Source organism: Streptomyces sp. NPDC001851, from assembly GCF_040297165.1.
In the GTDB taxonomy this organism is placed as follows: Bacteria; Actinomycetota; Actinomycetes; order Streptomycetales; family Streptomycetaceae; genus Streptomyces.
In genome coordinates, this window is record NZ_JBEOYR010000016.1 from 1 (window position 1) to 16,866 (window position 16,866).

Annotated in this window: 15 protein-coding genes and 1 pseudogene; 7 read left to right on the forward strand and 9 right to left on the reverse strand. The window is 72.9% G+C overall.

Annotation, left to right across the window (positions count from 1 at the left end):
- Positions 1–505 precede the first annotated feature (505 nt).
- Positions 506–1,300, reverse strand: a complete 795-nt coding sequence (locus ABT171_RS23645) for a methyltransferase domain-containing protein (RefSeq protein WP_351246867.1) — start codon at positions 1,298–1,300, stop codon at positions 506–508.
- A gap of 187 nt (positions 1,301–1,487) precedes the next feature.
- Between ABT171_RS23645 and corA the strand changes: the two genes are divergently transcribed.
- Positions 1,488–2,615: a magnesium/cobalt transporter CorA gene (gene corA / locus ABT171_RS23650; RefSeq protein WP_351246869.1), complete on the forward strand. Its 1,128-nt coding sequence runs from the start codon at positions 1,488–1,490 to the stop codon at positions 2,613–2,615.
- Between the two features lie 30 nt (positions 2,616–2,645).
- On the opposite strand, the gene ABT171_RS23655 is transcribed toward corA, so the two are convergent.
- Positions 2,646–3,278 carry a nucleoside/nucleotide kinase family protein gene (locus ABT171_RS23655; RefSeq protein ID WP_351246871.1) on the reverse strand — a complete coding sequence of 211 codons (633 nt, stop codon included), beginning with the start codon at positions 3,276–3,278 and terminating at the stop codon, positions 2,646–2,648.
- A 414-nt stretch (positions 3,279–3,692) separates the two neighbouring features.
- Between ABT171_RS23655 and ABT171_RS23660 the strand changes: the two genes are divergently transcribed.
- Together ABT171_RS23660 and ABT171_RS23665 are read left to right on the forward strand one after the other, a co-directional pair.
- On the forward strand, positions 3,693–4,388 hold the full coding sequence (locus ABT171_RS23660; protein ID WP_351246873.1) for a DUF2293 domain-containing protein: 696 nt from the start codon (positions 3,693–3,695) through the stop codon (positions 4,386–4,388).
- Between the two features lie 214 nt (positions 4,389–4,602).
- Entirely contained in the window at positions 4,603–6,090 is a 1,488-nt protein-coding gene (locus tag ABT171_RS23665) for a glutamate synthase subunit beta (RefSeq protein ID WP_351246875.1), read from the forward strand.
- Positions 6,091–6,282: 192 nt separating this feature from the next.
- Here the strand turns inward: ABT171_RS23665 and ABT171_RS23670 are convergent, their stop codons facing one another.
- Complete coding sequence (locus ABT171_RS23670; protein ID WP_351246877.1) at positions 6,283–6,801, reverse strand: carboxymuconolactone decarboxylase family protein; 519 nt, start codon at positions 6,799–6,801, stop codon at positions 6,283–6,285.
- Between the two features lie 46 nt (positions 6,802–6,847).
- Here ABT171_RS23670 and pdxR point away from each other — a divergent pair, with 46 nt between their 5' ends.
- Positions 6,848–8,269: a MocR-like pyridoxine biosynthesis transcription factor PdxR gene (gene pdxR, locus ABT171_RS23675; protein ID WP_351246879.1), complete on the forward strand. Its 1,422-nt coding sequence runs from the start codon at positions 6,848–6,850 to the stop codon at positions 8,267–8,269.
- Positions 8,270–8,335: 66 nt separating this feature from the next.
- On the opposite strand, the gene ABT171_RS23680 is transcribed toward pdxR, so the two are convergent.
- The 3 genes from ABT171_RS23680 to ABT171_RS23690 form a co-directional block, all read right to left on the reverse strand.
- The gene (locus tag ABT171_RS23680) at positions 8,336–9,145 is read right to left on the reverse strand and encodes an SAM-dependent methyltransferase (protein WP_351246881.1); all 810 of its coding nucleotides are present in this window, start codon (positions 9,143–9,145) and stop codon (positions 8,336–8,338) included.
- Positions 9,146–9,244: 99 nt separating this feature from the next.
- The gene (locus ABT171_RS23685) at positions 9,245–9,499 is read right to left on the reverse strand and encodes a DUF397 domain-containing protein (protein ID WP_189947335.1); all 255 of its coding nucleotides are present in this window, start codon (positions 9,497–9,499) and stop codon (positions 9,245–9,247) included.
- On the reverse strand, positions 9,500–10,360 hold the full coding sequence (locus ABT171_RS23690) for a Sco1979 family transcriptional regulator (protein WP_351246883.1): 861 nt from the start codon (positions 10,358–10,360) through the stop codon (positions 9,500–9,502). It abuts the gene before it with no gap.
- Positions 10,361–10,559: 199 nt separating this feature from the next.
- On the opposite strand from ABT171_RS23690, the pseudogene ABT171_RS23695 reads away from it, so the two are divergent.
- The 3 genes and pseudogenes from ABT171_RS23695 to ABT171_RS23705 all read left to right on the forward strand — a co-directional run.
- A pseudogene (locus tag ABT171_RS23695) lies at positions 10,560–11,177 on the forward strand (ATP-binding protein); the annotation flags it as partial.
- A gap of 353 nt (positions 11,178–11,530) precedes the next feature.
- Positions 11,531–11,914 (forward strand): hypothetical protein, encoded by a 384-nt coding sequence (locus ABT171_RS23700; protein ID WP_351247207.1) that lies wholly within the window; start codon positions 11,531–11,533, stop codon positions 11,912–11,914.
- A gap of 209 nt (positions 11,915–12,123) precedes the next feature.
- Positions 12,124–14,082 carry an ATP-binding cassette domain-containing protein gene (locus ABT171_RS23705; RefSeq protein WP_351246885.1) on the forward strand — a complete coding sequence of 653 codons (1,959 nt, stop codon included), beginning with the start codon at positions 12,124–12,126 and terminating at the stop codon, positions 14,080–14,082.
- A gap of 6 nt (positions 14,083–14,088) precedes the next feature.
- Here the strand turns inward: ABT171_RS23705 and ABT171_RS23710 are convergent, their stop codons facing one another.
- The 3 genes from ABT171_RS23710 to ABT171_RS23720 form a co-directional block, all read right to left on the reverse strand.
- Positions 14,089–14,265 carry a DUF8839 family protein gene (locus tag ABT171_RS23710; protein ID WP_351246887.1) on the reverse strand — a complete coding sequence of 59 codons (177 nt, stop codon included), beginning with the start codon at positions 14,263–14,265 and terminating at the stop codon, positions 14,089–14,091.
- A 148-nt stretch (positions 14,266–14,413) separates the two neighbouring features.
- Positions 14,414–15,583, reverse strand: a complete 1,170-nt coding sequence (locus tag ABT171_RS23715; protein ID WP_351246889.1) for a cytochrome P450 family protein — start codon at positions 15,581–15,583, stop codon at positions 14,414–14,416.
- 153 nt (positions 15,584–15,736) lie between these two features.
- Entirely contained in the window at positions 15,737–16,723 is a 987-nt protein-coding gene (locus tag ABT171_RS23720) for an NHL repeat-containing protein (RefSeq protein WP_351246891.1), read from the reverse strand.
- Positions 16,724–16,866 lie beyond the last annotated feature (143 nt).

A 16,866-nucleotide genomic window follows, 5' to 3' on the forward strand; every position in this document is an offset into this window, starting at 1 on the left:
CATGGGTGTGGGTGTCTTGTGTTCTTTCGTGTGCTTTTCCGTTGTGTCGCCAGCCGGCGCGCGGCGGCGGACCGCCGGCCGGGCGGGGCCCGGCCGGCCAGCGCGGCGCCGGCGCTCTCGCGGCGGTGCTGCCGCGGCGGCGGGCAAGGCACCGCGTGCGGGAAGCGATGGCTGACCACGGCCGGGAGGCACAGCGCCGCCACCCTGGCGCGACGGCTGGCCCCGGCTGAGAGGGGCCGCCGTCCTCGGGAGCGACCGCTGACCACGGCGGGGAGGCAGACCACCGTCCTCGGGAACGACGGCTGGTCAAGGAGTGGGGGCGGGCCCCGCGTGGGGGACACGGTGGCTGGCCATCTCTGAGAAGCAGACCCCCGCGCCCAGAGGCGACGGCCGGCCATCTGCCGGTGCCCTGGGGCACTCGGGCAGCCGCGGCTCGGCCCTGCGCGGCTCCGCGATGCGTGGGCAAGCGGTCGGAGCGACGCGGCTCGGCTTTTGGCGCAGTGGTCTAAGCCTTCTTCCCCCAGGCTGAGATCATCGGTGCGGTGACCAGATCCATGCCGCCGGCCTCGACGTTGGCCAGATGCCGGTCGATGTCCTCTTCGGTTGCGAGCCCCGCGGCGACGAGCCCGGCGCGGATCTGACGGACCGTTGCGGCCTCCAGGGCGGTGCAGGCGGGCGATGTCACCGGGAAGAACGCGTCGGCCTCCACGCCGCTCAGGCCGGCTTCGCGCAGGAGACGCGGAAGTTTACGGCCGTACGCCAGATCCGCGCCGCGTTCGGCGAGCAGCTCGCGGAAGCCCTGGCGCAGCCGGTTCGCCAGCTTCTGCTCGGGGCCGTACTCGTCGGGACAGGTCAAGGGCTGCAGAGCGGGGTCTGCGTCCTCGACCAACAGCCGTCCGCCGGGCCGCAGCGCCTGGATCATGGACCGCAACGCCCTTTCCCGGTCCCGGACATGGACGAGGACGAGCCGGGCATGGACCAGGTCGAAGCCCTCGCCGGGCGGTTCCTCCGCGCCGACGTCGTGAACGCGCACCTCCACCGGCGGGCGGGCAGCGCCGGCGAGCCACGAGGTGTCGATGTCGGTCGCGACGACCTTGCCGGTGGCGCCCACCTTCCCGGCGAGCCAGGACACCACTGAGGTACCACCGGCCCCGACTTCCCAGCAGCGCCAGCCGGGTCCGATGCCGAACGCCTCGATGTGCCGGAAGGTCGTGGGATCGAAGAGGGCGGCGAACGCGTCGAAGCGACGTGCCGCCTCGTTCTGCCGATTGTCCAGGAGGTATCCGTCGGATGGCGTCATGCCACGATCATCCCAGTCACCCGGCTTGTCGGACCGGCAGGCGCTGCGTCCACAGGCGGGAACCAAGCGGAGTGTTCCATTCCCACAGGCTTACCCGCGCTTTGCCCTCGGCTGGCAGACTTGCCGGGCAAGGCGCGGAAGCGTTGCCCGAGGGAGATCCAAGCGAGGAGATCCAAAGGAGATCCAGATGTCCATGGCGGGGAATCTGCGGAAGGTCACAGAGCTGGGCGGGGTGGGCGGCCTGCGCAGGATGGCGCGGCTGGCCCGGCGGCGCCCCCGTGTGGACCTGAGTCATCCCGCCAGGTCACCGCTGGGCTCGTCGGTGGTCAACTGCGTGACGTACCAGGACGGCGTGCGCGTGCCGCAGTGCACGGACCTGGTGGATGCCGTGCGGATGGTACGCAAGACGGGCGAGGGGTTCGTCTGGCTGGGGCTGCACGAGCCGACGGACCGTGAGTTCGCGGGGATCGCCGAACTGTTCGACCTGCATCCGCTGGCGGTGGAGGACGCGGTCGAGGCTCATCAGCGCCCGAAGCTGGAGCACTACGGGAACACGCTCTTCACGGTGTTCAAGACCGTCTGCTATGTGGAGCACGAGCAGCTGACGGCCACCAGCGAAGTGGTGGACACCGGAGAGATCATGGTGTTCGCCGGTGAGGACTTCGTCATCACGGTACGGCACGGCCGGCACGGCTCACTGGGGCCGCTGCGCGAGGAGTTGGAGGCACATCCGCACCAGCTCGCCAAGGGACCGGCGGCCGTGCTGCACGCGATCGCCGACCATGTCGTCGACGACTACCTGAACGTCACCGACGCGGTACAGGCCGACATCGACCAGGTCGAGGCCGAGGTGTTCTCGGAGAACGGTGCTCGCGTCGACCCCGGCCGCATCTACCAGATGAAGCGTGAACTGCTGGAGCTCAAGCGGGCGGTGGTGCCGCTGGGCCGTCCGGTGGAGGACCTGGCCACTCGGCCCATACGGGTCGTCGCCCCGGAGATACAGGCCTACTTCCGGGATGTGCTCGACCATCTGATCCGGGCCAAGGAACAGATCGCCGCGTTCGACGAACTGCTCAACTCGATCCTGCAGGCCCACCTGGCCCAGGTGACCGTCGCGCAGAACGAGGACATGCGGAAGATCACGGCCTGGGCCGCGGTGATCGCCGTTCCGACGATGGTGTGCGGGGTGTACGGCATGAATTTCGACCATATGCCGGAGCTTCACTGGCGGTTCGGTTATCCGCTGGTCATGGCCGTGATGGCGGGGGCGTGTCTGGTGCTGTACCGGGGCTTCCGGCGCAACGGCTGGCTCTGAGCCGCGGAGCCTGCGGCGGGCCTGTCCTGATCAGCCGTTCCAGGCGGGACGGCGTGGGTCGTCGGCGCGTACCAGCACGTCCGCCGTGCCGGCGGGGTCGGTCTCGGACTCGTAGCGCTCGAAGGCGGGGAGCGTCCAGTGGTCGGCCTCGGGGGTGCGGCGGCGCAGGGCACCCGGCGAGAGGAGGAGATGCACGGTCAGGTCGAACGGGAACCAGTGACGCAGCAGAAGGGGGCCGTGGAGCAACAGGACTCCGCCGGGCGGGAGTTGGACATAGGGGCTGCGGGTGGCCCGGTCGGTGGCCGGATCCCACAGGTCGGGCAGGACGCGTCCGCTGCCTCCGGGGTCCAGCGGGCCGAAGACCTCGCGCCACAGGGCTCCGGTGTCGAACCATCCGCCGTAGTACGACTCCGCGTCCCGCCGCCCGTGTTCCAGGCGCAGGGAAGCGGGGCGCAGGAAGCCCTCGGCGCCGACCACGAGCGAGGGCCGGCCGCGCACCCGCAGCGCCTCTCCGACCCGCTCGGCGAGCTCGCCCGGCTGGGCGGCCGGGGCCCCGTCGAAGCCGACGCGCGGCCAGGCGCTTCCGTCGGCCGGTTCAAGGGCGGCCAGCCGGTCGGCGAGCAGCTCGGCGAGCCGGTCCCAGGTGATCGCTTCGAGTCGCACGGGGTCAATGATGCCGGGTGGCGGAGAGCGGGCGGCGGTGCGTGGAGCCGGGGACGGTCCCGGTCGGTGGACGGCGCCGGTGACGGTACCTGCCAGGCGGGCGGGCGGGGCGCCGGGTCGGAGACAAGCGCGGCCGGTGCGGGAGACAGGCTCAGCTGGGGCCTTCGGCCCCTCGGCGGCCGGCCGGCAGGGCCGGGAGATGCACGCCGTCCCGCCGTTCAGCGGGCCGGAGCAGGGGCCCGACACGCTCGATCCTTCCTTGCGAACCTGCTCGGACCGGGCGGACGGACGGCGGCGGACGGCCGGTGACAGACGGCCCAGAGGCGTTCCCGCCGGGAATCCCCCTTTCGCGCGGAGCGGAAGGAGTAGGGAGGACGAGGGGACGGGCAGGCGGTGACGGGGAAAGTACCGTGTATGGCGCTTCCCTCAACTCCCCACTCGGCCGGCCGGCTTGTGGTCGTCCAGGCGCTGAAGCCCAAGCGGTGTGCCGCTTGCCGGCGTGGGCCGCTGTCGCTGCTCGTGCTGGAGGACGGGGCACCGCACTGCCTGCACTGCGCGGACCTGGGGCACCTGGTGTTCCTGCCGCGTGGGGACACCGCGCTGACCCGCAGGTCGCGGGAGGAGAGCGGGCTCTCGGTCGTGGTGGTGCGGTTCAACCGGCGCAAGAGCCGTTATGAGCGGCAGGGCGTGCTCGTGGAGGAGGCGGCGCTGGCCCGGGCCGAGGCCCGCTGTCTGGCCGACGCGGAGGCGCGGCGCCGGCGGCGGGCACGGGACGCGCGGCGCAGGGCGGCCGAGGACGAGCGCTTCGCGGCGGCGTTCGCGGCCGAGATCCTCCGGCTGTTTCCCGGGTGCCCGGCCGACCGCGCGCGGGCCATCGCGGCGCACGCGTCCGCGCGGGGCAGCGGCCGCGTCGGGCGCAGCGCGGCCGGGCGGGCGCTGTCGGAGGGCGCGGTGATCTCGGCGGTCGTGGCGGCCGTACGGCATGTGGACACTCCGTACGACCAGCTGCTGATGCGCGGTGTGGCTCGGTACGAGGCACGGCGCAGGATCGCCCCGGCCGTGGAGAACGTGTTGCGTGCCTGGCGGGACGCCGGGGCGGACGTGGGCTGAGGGGTCCTGGGAAGGAGCCAGGAGGCGTCTCGCGCCGGGCAGGGCCCCCTCCAGAAAGCGCTGTCCGCGCCGCTCTGCGCGGTGGTCGGTGCGGACGTATCGTGGCCGGAAGAGTGCCGACAGAGCGCCGGAGAGTACGGGAGGACGCCGACCGACGGCGTACGGCCCCTCGTACACCCGGTGCCGGCGGTACCCGCAAGCGAGGAAGACGATCATGGCCGATCCCAAGGGGTTCATGACCACGCCGCGCCAGGAGTGGCCGCGGCGGCCCGTCGAGGAGCGGGTGCGGGACTGGGACGAGGTCTACGTCCCGAGAGCGCTGCTGCCCATCATCAGCAAGCAGGCCGACCGGTGCATGGACTGCGGGATCCCCTTCTGCCACGACGCCTGCCCGCTGGGCAATCTGATCCCGGAGTGGAACGACCTGGTCTCGCGGGAGGACTGGCGCGCGGCGAGCGACCGCCTGCACGCGACGAACAACTTCCCCGAGTTCACCGGCCGCTTGTGTCCGGCGCCCTGTGAGGCGGGATGCGTGCTGGCGATCAACCAGCCCGCCGTCACGATCAAGAACGTCGAGTGCGCGATCGCCGACCGGGCCTGGGCGGAGGGATTCGTCCCGGCGCGGCCTCCCGAGCGGCTGTCCGGGAGGACGGTCGCCGTCATCGGCTCCGGGCCCACCGGGCTCGCCGCGGCACAGCAGCTGACCCGGGCCGGGCACACGGTCGCCGTGTACGAGAAGGACGACCGGATCGGCGGCCTGATGCGGTACGGAATCCCCGCTTTCAAGATGGAGAAGCGGCATCTGGAGCGGCGTGTCGAGCAGATGCGGGCCGAGGGGACCAAGTTCCGTACGTCGACGGTGGTCGGGCGCGATGTCGGGGCGGCGGAGCTGCGCGGACGGTACGACGCCGTGGTCATCGCCACGGGGGCGACCGCGTGGCGGGAACTTCCGGTACCGGGCCGGGAGTTGCACGGGATACACCAGGCGATGGAGTATCTGCCGCTGGCGAACCGTGTGTGCGAGGGGGATCTGGAGGTATCGCCGCTGTCGGCGGCCGGCAAGCATGTGGTGATCGTGGGAGGCGGGGACACGGGGGCGGACTGTCTGGGGACCGCGGTGCGGGAGGGAGCCGCGTCCGTGACCCAGCTGGACATCTACGCACAGCCGGGCGCCGAGCGCGACGAGGACGTCGAGCCGTGGCCGACGTACCCGAAGATCTACCGGCTGTCGGCCGCGCACGAGGAGGCGCGGGATCTGCGGACGGCACCGGCGGCGGACGCGGACGCGCGGCTGTTCGCGGCGTCCACGCTCCGGTTCACCGGGGACGGCAGCGGGCGGGTGCGGTCGCTGCACCTGGTGGAGGTCGACGAGCTGCGGCGCCCGGTGCCCGGCACCGGGCAGACGCTCCCCGCCGATCTGGTGCTGCTCGCCCTCGGGTTCTCCGGGCCGGACCAGGGGGACGGGCTGATCGGACAGCTGGGGCTGGAGCTCGCCCCACGCGGCACGATCGCGCGGGACGACGGTTTCGCGACCAACGTTCCCGGGGTGTTCGCCGCCGGGGACGCCGCGCGCGGGCAGTCGCTCATCGTGTGGGCGATCGCGGAGGGGCGGGCGGTGGCAGCGGCCGTCGACCGCTATCTGATGGGCCGTTCACAGTTGCCCGCGCCGGTCTCTCCGAGGGATCGGCCGATGAGGGTGTAGGTGTGGCCGACGGGTTCCCGTGGCCGTTCGCCGTCCTGGCCGACGGGTTGCGGGCGTTTCGGCACCGCCCGGACCGCCGCCACCGCCGCTCCACGGTCGTGGTGGATCGCCGTCGCGGCGGGACGAGAACGGGCGTGATCGAGGGCACCGCCCGGCAGGGGTCAGCTCGCCGACAGCGGCCGGCGGCTCGGGTCAGCGCTTCCTCTCGTCCGTTCCCGCCACCTTGCCCGTCGACAGGGCCACCCGGTTCCACGTGTTGATCGTGCAGATCAAGGCGATGACCTGGGCCAGTTCCTCCTCCTCGAAACAGGCGGCGGCCTCGGTGTAGACGGTGTCGGGGACGCCCGCGCCGGCGACGAGGGTCAGGGCCTCCGTGAGGGCGAGGGCGGCCTGTTCCTTGGGGGTGAAGAAGTGCCGGGCCTCGCGCCAGACGGCGACCATGTGCAACCGGTCCTCGCTCTCGCCGGCCTTGCGGGCGTCGTTGGTGTGCATGTGCAGGCAGTAGGCGCAGTGGTTGAGGTGCGAGGCGCGGATCTGGATCAGCTCGACCAGCGCCGGGTCCAAGCCCGCGCGAGCGGCGGCGTCGAAGCCGATGAGGGCGCGGAAGACCTTCGGGGCGGACTTCGCGAAGTCCAGCCGGGCCCGGCCGGCGTCGGCCTCGGTGATCGCGGAGGTGAAGTCGGCTGCGGTGGCGGTCGTGTTCGTCGTCATGGCTTCAACCTACGAGCCCGAAAGACCGGCTGTAGGGTGCATTTCCATGCCTGAATCATGGGTCAATTCCGCGGAGCGGATCGGCGTCGACCTGCACCTGGAGCTGTCGGGCCCGGGCGGGCGGCGGGCGGCGCTGACCCGGGCGCTGCGGGAAGCCGTGCGCAGCGGGCGGCTGGCGCCCGGCACCCGCCTGCCGCCGTACCGGTCACTCGCCGCCGATCTGGGCGTGGCCCGCAACACGGTGGCGGACGCCTACGCGGAACTGGTCGCGGAGGGCTGGCTGACCGCCCGCCAGGGGTCGGGCACCCGGGTGGCCGACCGCGCGGATCCGCTGCGACACGCCGTGCGGACGCCGGTGAAGGCACCTCCACGCGCGCGTGGCCCTCGGCACGATCTGCGGCAGGGCACGCCGGACGCCTCGGCGTTTCCGCGGGCCGCCTGGTCGGCCTGCTACCGGCGGGCCCTGCGGGCGGCGCCGAGCGAGGCGTTCGGGCCGGGAGAGCCGGCCGGGCGCCGGGAGCTGCGGGAGGCGCTGACCGCATATCTGGCACGCGCGCGTGGGGTGCGGACCGAGCCGGAGCGGATCGTCGTCTGCTCGGGCTTCGCACACGCGCTGCGGCTGCTGTTCGGCCAGGGGGCGGGCGGGGTGCTGCGCGGCCCGCTCGGCGTGGAGGCGTACGGGCTGGAGTTCCACCGCGGGCTGCTCGCCACGGCCGGGGTGCGCACGGTGCCGCTTCCGCTGGACGAGCACGGCGCACGCGTGGACGCACTGGAGCGGGAGCGGGCCGTGCTGCTCACTCCGGCGCACCAGTTCCCGACCGGCGGGCCGCTGCACCCCGGGCGCCGGGCAGCCGTGATCGACTGGGCACGCGCGCGTGGGGCGGTCGTACTGGAGGACGACTACGACGGCGAGTTCCGGTACGACCGCAGGCCCGTCGGCGCGCTCCAGGGGCTCGATCCGGAGCGGGTGATCCACCTCGGGTCGGTCAGCAAGAGCCTGTCACCGGCGCTGCGGCTGGGCTGGATGGTCCTGCCGGAGCGGTATGTGGAGCCCGTGCTCGCGGCCAAGGGCGAGCGGGAGGCCTGGGCGAGCGTCCTGGACCAGCTGGCGCTGGCGGAGTTCATCGTCTCCGGGGCGTACGACCGTCATGTGCGGCGCATGCGGCAGCGCTACCGGCGCCGGCGTGACCGGCTCGTCGCCACGCTCGCCGCGCACGCGCCGCATGTCGGGGTGACGGGCAGCGCGGCCGGGCTGCACGCGGTGCTGCGGCTGCCGCCGGGCACCGAGCGGTCCACGGTGCAGGCGGCCGCGTGGCAGGGCGTCGCCCTGGACGGACTCGCCGCGTTCCGGCATCCGGCGACGCGGATGCCGACGTCCGACGGGCTGGTGGTCGGCTACGCCACACCACCGGAACACGCGTACGGCGCGGCGCTGGAAGCGCTGTGCGGGGTGCTGCCGCCGGAGTGAAGGCGCGTCCGCGGCGCTTCCGTTCGCGTGGCCCGTGACGGCCGGCCGCCCGGTACGGCGGTTCGTCTACCGCTTGAGCGCCACCGCCCCGTACCCCGGGATCACTCCGTCGTCCTGGCCCGGGACCGGTTCGCCCAGCTCAGGGTGCCATTTGTGGACGATCTCGACGCCCGGTTCGACCAGGTCGAGGCCGTCGAAGAAGCGGCTGAACTCCTCGCGGGAGCGCAGGGCGAGGGTGACGCCGGCGGCCTTCAGTTTCTCGGTGGCGGCCGCCGACTCCTCCGGGGTGAAGTCGGCCGTGGCGTGGGTCATCATCAGATAGCTGCCGGAGGGCAGTTCGCCGAGCAGCCGGGTGACGAGCTCGTGCGCGCCGTCCTCGTCGGAGATGAAGTGCAGCAGGGCGACGAGGGAGAGGGCGACCGGCCGGCCGAGGTCCAGGACCCGCCGGGCTCCCGCGATGATCGCGTCGGGGTCGCGCACGTCGGCCTGCAGGTACTCGGTGGCGCCCTCCGGTGTGCTGCGCAGCAGGGCCGCCGTGTGGGCCAGCACGATCGGGTCGTTGTCGCAGTAGACGACCCGGGCCTCCGGCGCGGCCTGCTGGGCGATCTGGTGCAGGTTCGGCTCGGTGGGGATGCCGGTGCCGATGTCCAGGAACTGCCGTACGCCCTGCTGGGCCAGCCACCGCGTGGCACGGTGCATGAACGCGCGGTTGACCCGGGCCATCACCGGCACCCGGGGGTCGAGGGCCAGCATCTGCCGGCCCATCGCCTCGTCGACCGGGTAGTTGTCCTTGCCGCCGAGATACCAGTCGTACATGCGCGCGGAATGCGGCTTGCCGGTGTCGATCTGGACGACCGTCGGGTCCTGCCCTGTCATGCGGCACTCCATAAGCGTCGGGACGAGCGACTGGCACAGCGGATGATCAAGTCGCGACCAACATAAGCAAGTTGAGCAAGAAACAACACAGGGACCGGATCAGGACAGCAGGAAGTCGGCCTCTCCCGCCTTGGCGCCCTCGATGAACGCGGTCATCTCGTCCGCGGTGTAGATCAGCGCCGGACCGTCCGGGTCGGTGGACTGGCGTACGGCGATCCGGCCGTCGGCCAGCTTCATCGCCTCCAGGCAGTTCCCGCCGTTGCCGCCGCTCCAGGGCTTGTGCCAGCCCTCGCTGCCCAGTTCCCGCGCGGGCATGCCGTTGTAGACGCGTCCGCGTGGCTCGATGCGATCCATTCACAGCTCCTTGCGGAGATCCCTGAGGATCTCCTTCGTGCGTTGTGCCGTAGCGGCCTGCGCCGCCATGCGGTCCATGACCTCCAGGTGGGCGGCCACCTCGGCGCGCGCGTCCAGGTAGACGGCGCCGGTCAGGTACTCGCTGTAGACCATGTCCGGCAGCTCCGGCACGGCGAATCGGAACAGCACGAAGGGCCCGTACGTCCCCGGGTGCGGGCCGCTCGCGAACGGGGCGATCTGGAGCGTCACATGGGGCAGCTTCGTGGCCCCGAGCAACTTGTCGATCTGCGCACGCATCACCTCCGGTCCGCCGACCGGGCGGCGCAGGGCGGTCTCGTCCATCACCGCCCAGAAGCGCGGGGCGTCGGTACGGGTGAGCAGTTGCTGGCGTTCCATGCGCAGGGCGACGTGCCGCTCGATGTCGTCCGGGCTGGTCTGGCCGATGGCACCGGACTTGAGTACAGCGCGCGCGTAGTCCTCGGTCTGCAGCAGGCCGGGGACGAAGTGCGGCTCGTAGGAGCGGATGAGGCTCGCCGCGCCCTCCAGGCTGACATGCATCGAGAACCAGCCGGGCAGGATGTCGTGGAAGCGCTGCCACCAGCCGGGCTTGTTGGCCTCCTCGGCCACGTGCACGAAGAGTTCGGCCTCGTCGTCGGGTACGCCGTAGGCCTTGAGCAGGAGTTGCAGGTACGGGATCTTGAGGGCGACCTCGGCCGTCTCCATGCGGCGGACGGTGGCGGGTGCGACGCGCAGGACGCGGGCGGCGTCCTCGCGCTTCAGTCCGGCGCGTTCCCGCAGGTCCAGCAGGCGCCGGCCGAGGACCACCTGACCCACCGTCGGCGCGGACCGCGGTTCACTCACGCTCGCACCTCCATCGAAAGCACCGCCGAAAGATCCACCCGAATGTTTCCCGACAGCCCTGCGGCGCCATTCGAAGGTGCTGCGAAGACCGGTCGGGTCTCCGGTGCCTCCGATTGGCGCCGCGCGACATGCTGTTGCGAGCAGTGTGCCATGGCCTCCGACCGCGTCACACAGCACTCTGCACATTTCAGAGTGACACTTGCCAAGTGTTCACGGCGGGGAGATAGTGGCAAGCGTGATTCCGTCCGCGCCCTTAGGAACAGACACCGCAGACCGTCCCGGTCTCGGTGCCGCCACGGCAACCCCTCAACGGGGCACGGCCGAGCGCCGGTTCCGCTTCGAGCTGGCCGCACATCCGGGTTCCGTCGCCCAGGCGAGGCGTCTGGCGCATGCCCGGCTGACCGGCTGGTCGGTGTGCGCGGACACCTGCGACAGCGCGGCCCTGGTCATGTCCGAGCTGGTCACGAACGCGATCGTGCACACCGCGAGCAGTCGCGTCGTGTGCGAGCTGCACGACCGCGACGACACCGTCCGCATAGCCGTACGCGACGAGGGCCGTGCCCCCGGCGCACCCCACCCGTCCCCGCAGCGGCCCGACGAGGAGCACGGGAGGGGATTGCTTCTCGTCGACGCGCTGTGCCGGGCCTGGGGCGCCCAGGAACACGGCCCCGGACTGCTGGTCTGGGCCGAGCTGGCCCGCCGGACCGACGCGGCCCACGGCACCCCCGAACTGCGCAACGACCTCGGCTGGGGCGCCCGTCCCAAGCCCGGCCGCCCGGACGACCCCGACGAGGACGAACCCCCGGAGGGCCGGCGCTCTTCCGTGCAGGACCCGCGACCGGCACCGGAGCAGCAGCCCCGCCCCGGGGTACCGGAACAGCAAGACCGCCGCGAGGCCCCTGGGCAACAGCACCGCCACCGGGTCCCGGAGCAGCATCTCCGTCACGAAGTTCACGAAGTTCCGGAGCAGCACCGGTACCGGGCCCTGGACCGGCCCCCGCGCCAGCCTCCGCACCGGCCCCCCGAGCAGCACCGCGCCGGGGAGCGCCCGTGACCGGCGGCGGCTGCGACGCCGACCGCGGGGACGGCACCGGGTCCGGCCGGTCACGGCCCAGCGCGCCGGACCGGGGTGCCACCCGGCGCACCTCCGCGAGCGTCGGTCTCGACACCCTGGTGCGGTTGCAGCGCCGTCGGTCCGCCCCGGACGCGCCGCGCCGGCTCACGGTGCCGGACGGCATGAGCGCACCGCTCGGCTGCGACGCCGTGGCCGTGCCCGACCGTCTCGGCCCGTTGGTCGTACCCCGGCTGCCGCGGCTGGGCTGTGTGTACGCCGACGGCGCCCGCTGGTGGTGGATCGTTCCGTCGGACTCCGACTACGCCCTGCCCTGGCCGTCCCCGGCGCACTACGCCCCCGGTGCCCTGGTCACCGGCACCGCGCGGCTCATCCACCGGCCGGAGGGCACGGTCCCGTACACCCCGCCGATCCCGCTGTACCTGAACCTGTGCCGGGTGACGGGGACGGCCCCGGACTGGTCTCGGGCCGTCTCGGCGTAGCACCGCGCCGTCCTTGCCCCAGGCGCCCACCGAAGCGAAGGGTGCCGGGACGCCGGGCTCTGCCGCGTGGCGGCTGGGGCGCGTCCGTGCTCGCTCACGCGGTTCCCCCCGCACACCCCGACCGCTCCCCCGCACTCCCCCACGCGCCCTCCCCCACCGCCCGTTCGGCCGGGGATAGTGGCCCTTCCGTCACGGTCCGGGAGGTCACGGTGAGGAAGCGGCGGGGGGCGCCCGAGCCCGCGGTGTCGGGGTCGGAGCAGCTGCTGTTCGGTGGGCCGCTGCGCTACGACGTGGGATGGAACGAGCACGCGGACGCCTTCCTGGAGCTGAGCCTGCGCGCCATGGTGGTCCGGCTGCCCGGCATGCTGGCGTCCTGTCTCCGGCTGGCCCGGCAGGCCGACGCCCGGGCCGCCTGGCTCGTGCTGGCCGCCGAGGTGGCCCGGGGTGCCGCCCAGGCGGTGAGCCTGCTGGCCGTGAACAGCGCGCTGGGCAGGCTGCTGACCGGCCCGGACATCGAGCAGCGGATGCGCTCGGCCGCCCCCGCCCTGATCGCCATGGCCGCCGTGGCGCTCGTGACCGTACTGCTGGGGGCGGCCTCCACCTATGCCACCGGGCGGCTGGAGCCCAAGGTGGAGCGGGTGGCGACGGAGCTGTATCTGGAGCGGGCGGCGAACGTGGAGCTGGCCGCGATCGAGGACCACGCCTTCCACAAGCTGCTGGACACCGCCCGGTACGGCGCCGAATCCGCGCGCCGCATGATCTCCTACGGCACCCGGGTGATCAGCGCGCTGATCTCGCTGGCCGCCGCCGCGGGCGTGCTGGCGGTGCTGCACCCGGTCCTGCTGCCGCTGCTGGTCACCATGACCCTGCCCAGCGCCTGGAGCGCGCTGACCAACGCGCGGCGCCGCTACGAGTCCTTCCACGTCTGGGTGCAGCACGCCCGCGCCGGCCGGCTGATCGGCCATCTGCTCACCGAGCCCGCCGCGGCCCCGGAGATCCGGGTGCACGGGGTCGGCCCGTTCCTGCTGCGCCACTTCCGGTCCATGTCCCAGACGGCGGAGGCGGAGCAGGCCCGGCTGTCCCGGCTCGCCGCGCGGACCGGTCTGATCGCGGCGGCCTGGACGGGCCTCGCCACACTGGCCACCTACGCCACGCTGGGCGCGCTGCTGCTGGCCGGCGCGATGGCCCTGGCCGTGGCCGGTACGGCGGTGATCGCGATCCGCACCGGTGCGGCGAGCCTGGACACGCTGGTGCTGGAGATCAACCAGCTGCACGAGGAGGCCCTGTTCGTGGGGGATCTGCAGCGGCTGTACGTGGAGGCGGCCGAGCGGGCGATCCCGGCGGGCGGCGAGGCCCTGCCCGAGGACCCGAAGGAGATCCGGTTCGAGCGCGTCACCTTCAGCTATCCCGGTGAGGCGGGCCCGGGTGCCGCGGCCCGTCCCGCCCTGGACGACGTCACCCTCACGCTGCCGCTCGGCCGGATCATCGCGCTCGTCGGCGAGAACGGCTCGGGGAAGACGACCCTGGTCAAGCTGCTCGCCGGGCTGTACACGCCGGACCGGGGCCGCATCCTGTGGGACGGCGTCGACGCGGCGCTGGCCGACCGGCGGCTGCTCGCCGAGCGCATCGCGATGGTGGCGCAGGACTTCAAGCGCTGGCCGTTCACCGCCCGGGTGAACGTGGCCGTCGGCCGCTCCTCGGCGCCCATGACCGAGGAACGCCTGGCCGGGGCGGTCGCCGAGGCGGGGGCCGAGGAGGTGGTCGCGGATCTGCCGCGCGGCCTGGACACCCTGCTGGCCCGCGACTTCAGCGGGGGGCACGAGCTGTCCGGCGGCCAGTGGCAGCGGCTCGGCATCGCCCGGGCGGCGTACCGGCGCGGGCGGGTGCTGATCGTGGACGAGCCGACGGCCGCGCTGGACGCGCGGGCCGAGCTGGAGGTGTTCGAGAAGATCCGGGCGCTGGCCGACAGCGGGCAGACCGTCGTGCTGATCACCCACCGGCTGGCCTCGGTCCGGCACGCCGACCTGGTGCATGTGCTGGAGCACGGACGGCTGGTGGAGTCCGGGACCCCGGAGGAACTGCTGGCCAGGGGCGGTGTCTACGCCGAGCTGTACACGCTGCAGGCGCAGCAGTTCACGGCGAGGGCACCGGCACCGAAACCGGCCTGAGCGAGCTCACTCCGTGTGGTCACCGCCCCGTACGATCACCAGGAACGTGTCCGTCGCGAGGTCCATGACGACTTCCGCCGGCAGGCCTTCCTGACGCCGCGCGTGCGCGAACTCCTCCGCGGGCCGGGATCCCCGCGGACCACCGGCGGGAAAGCGTTCGAGCACCGTTCGCCCGTTCACCATCTCGCACCTCCAGTAAGCGTCATGCTTATGGGAGTTAACGCCCTGGGGACGGCAAACGCCTCGCTCAGTGACGGGACTGAGACATTACCTACACCCGTTGTGCGCGGACCGTGAGGATCCGTTCACTTTGTGGCAGGAACCGCACCCTTCAGTACGTCACGGGAAGGGCCCGCAGCCCCCGGGCGCGCATCGACCGCCGCCACGTCACCTCTCCCTCCTCGTCGAGGGCGAGGTCGGGGAGGCGTTCCAGCAGGGCCGCCAGGGCGATCTCCGTCTCCGCGCGGGCCAGCGGCGCGCCGAGGCAGTAGTGGATGCCGTGGCCGAGGGCGAGATGCCCGGCCGCGTCACGGGAGAGGTCGAGGCGGTCGGGGTCGGGGAAGCGTGCGGGGTCGCGGTCGGCGGCGGACAGGGACACCCAGACCGTCTCGCCCGCCGGGATGGTCGTCCCGGCGATCGTCACGTCCTCGGTGGGGAACCGGCGCATGGCGAGCAGCATGGGTCCCTCGTAGCGGGCGAACTCCTCGACGGCGGCGGGGAGTCGCGCCGGGTCCTTGCGCAGGGCGGCGAGCTGGTCGGGGTGCTGCAGCAGGGCGAGCACGGCGTTGCCGATGAGCTGGACCGTGTTTTCGTACCCGGCGAAGAGGATGAGGAAGGCCAGGGACATCAGCTCGTCCTCGCCGAGCCGGTCGCCCTCGTCGCGTACGCCGATCAGGTCGGAGAGCAGGTCGTCGGCGGGCGCCCGGCGTTTGGCCGCGAGCAGCCGGGTGAGGAAGTCGAGCATGGCCGCCATCGCCTCCTTGGAGGCGTGCGGCCGGGCCGGGTCGGGCGCGGTGAGGCTGTCGGTCCACTCCCGGAAGTCCAGCCGGTCCCCCTCCGGGATGCCGAGCAGGTCGCAGATGACGGTGATGGGCAGCGGGGCGGCGTAGGAGGCGACCAGGTCGGTGCGGCCGTGCGGGCCGAGCGCGTCGAGCAGCCGGTCGGCGGTACGGCGGATCGGCTCGCGGAGCTGCTGGACGCGGCGCGGGGTGAAGGCGCGGCCGACCAGGCGCCGGATGCGGGTGTGGTCGGGCGGGTCCATGTTGAGGAGGTTGGCGTCGAGGGCGGGCGGCAGCGAGAGTCCCTTGTACGCGCCGGCCGTGCCCCGCCGCTTGTCCAGCGAGAGCCGGGGGTCGGCGAGCGCGGCCCGGACGTCCTCGTACCGGGTGACGAGCCAGGCGGCGGTGCCGTCCGGTCCGGTGATGCGGTGCACGGGCGCGGTGTCGCGCAGGCGCCGGTAGACGTCGTAGGGCTGGTCGAGGAGGCCGTCGGCGAGGTCCATGGTCCTCAGCCTAGGGCGCCGGGACGGCCGGTGGATCACCTTCCCGACTGCCTTGCGCGGTCGGCGGGTTGACCGACGGCGGGGACTTCCGGAGGGCGGCGGGGCGGGGTCCGGCAAGGGCAAGCGCACGGGCCCGTCCCACCGCCCGGTCCGTCAGCGGCCGAGCCCCCGGTTCAGGCGGGCCAGCAGCAGATTCGGGGCCTGCTGGCTGAAGTACGCGGCGCTGTCGACGTAGACCGTCCCGCCGTGTACGGCGACGGAGGTCGGGTTGGCCAGCCCGTCCGCCCGCGTGAGGACGGCGGCGCGGGTGCCGTCGGGGTGCACCTCGGCCACCTCGTCGTCGCCGATCAGGGCGGCGAGGACGGTGTCGCCGTACGGTGTGACGAACGTGAAGTCGTCGATGTGGTCGAGTCCCGTGGCCCGGGTCTCCACCGGACCCGCGCAGCCGTCCGGCCGTACGGGAACGCGCAGCAGCGTCCCCCGGTCGCTGTTGGACACCCATACGGCACCGTCGTGGATCTTGACGCCGTTGGCGCCGAAGCCGGCGCCGGTGACGGGGACCGGGGTGAGGGCGGTGTCCCGGACCCACGCGGTCGGTGTGCCGCCTGCCCGCGGAACCCGCCACACGATGCCCTGCGCCGAGTCGGCGGCGTAGAGCACTCCGTGCCGCTCGTCGAGGGCGAGGCCGTTGGGCAGTGCGGTCGCCGGGAGCTGTGCGATCTGCCGGGGTGCGCCGCCGTCGGGACCGATGCGCCAGATGCCGGTCTTTCCTGTGCCGGTGGCGTAGTTGACGTAGAGCGTGCCGTCGTGGGCGCGGACGATACCGAAGACGGTCGCGGCCTTGAGGACGGGGGTGTTCGGGTTCGGCTCGTCGGGCAGGGTGGCGAGGATCGCCGTGTGGCCGTCCGGGGTGACGTGGGCGATCTGCCGGGCGGAGGCGAAGGTCAGGTCGGCGGAGCCGTCGGGCTCGACCGTGATGTTCTCCGGCGTCTGCCCTGCCGCCTTGTCGAAGTGGGCGACGATGTGCGGCTGGGTCACGGTCGGTTCGCCGGCGGCCGCGGGTGACGCCGCGAGCACGACGGCGGCGACGACGGCCGTGGCGGCGCCGGCCGTGAGTCTGAGACGGGTGAGTCGGGGCATGAACCTCTCCTTGGGATGCGGGACATGGACCTTTCTCTGGGACGCGGACACGCCGCCGTGGGTTGACTCGGTCCGGCCGGGGCGCGCGCCTCATCCGGCGAGCGGCGGACCGGGCAGCCGCCGCCCCCTACGCTCCCGGCGGC

Excerpts from the sequence above, each read along its gene's own strand:
- ABT171_RS23645 (WP_351246867.1), bottom strand. The coding sequence starts at position 1,300 with ATGACGCCATCCGACGGATACCTCCTGGACAATCGGCAGAACGAGGCG.
- corA (WP_351246869.1), top strand. The coding sequence starts at position 1,488 with ATGTCCATGGCGGGGAATCTGCGGAAGGTCACAGAGCTGGGCGGGGTG.
- ABT171_RS23660 (WP_351246873.1), top strand. The coding sequence starts at position 3,693 with ATGGCGCTTCCCTCAACTCCCCACTCGGCCGGCCGGCTTGTGGTCGTC.
- ABT171_RS23665 (WP_351246875.1), top strand. The coding sequence starts at position 4,603 with ATGGCCGATCCCAAGGGGTTCATGACCACGCCGCGCCAGGAGTGGCCG.
- ABT171_RS23670 (WP_351246877.1), bottom strand. The coding sequence starts at position 6,801 with ATGACGACGAACACGACCGCCACCGCAGCCGACTTCACCTCCGCGATC.
- pdxR (WP_351246879.1), top strand. The coding sequence starts at position 6,848 with ATGCCTGAATCATGGGTCAATTCCGCGGAGCGGATCGGCGTCGACCTG.
- ABT171_RS23680 (WP_351246881.1), bottom strand. The coding sequence starts at position 9,145 with ATGACAGGGCAGGACCCGACGGTCGTCCAGATCGACACCGGCAAGCCG.
- ABT171_RS23685 (WP_189947335.1), bottom strand. The coding sequence starts at position 9,499 with ATGGATCGCATCGAGCCACGCGGACGCGTCTACAACGGCATGCCCGCG.
- ABT171_RS23710 (WP_351246887.1), bottom strand. The coding sequence starts at position 14,265 with ATGGTGAACGGGCGAACGGTGCTCGAACGCTTTCCCGCCGGTGGTCCG.
- ABT171_RS23715 (WP_351246889.1), bottom strand. The coding sequence starts at position 15,583 with ATGGACCTCGCCGACGGCCTCCTCGACCAGCCCTACGACGTCTACCGG.
- ABT171_RS23720 (WP_351246891.1), bottom strand. The coding sequence starts at position 16,723 with ATGCCCCGACTCACCCGTCTCAGACTCACGGCCGGCGCCGCCACGGCC.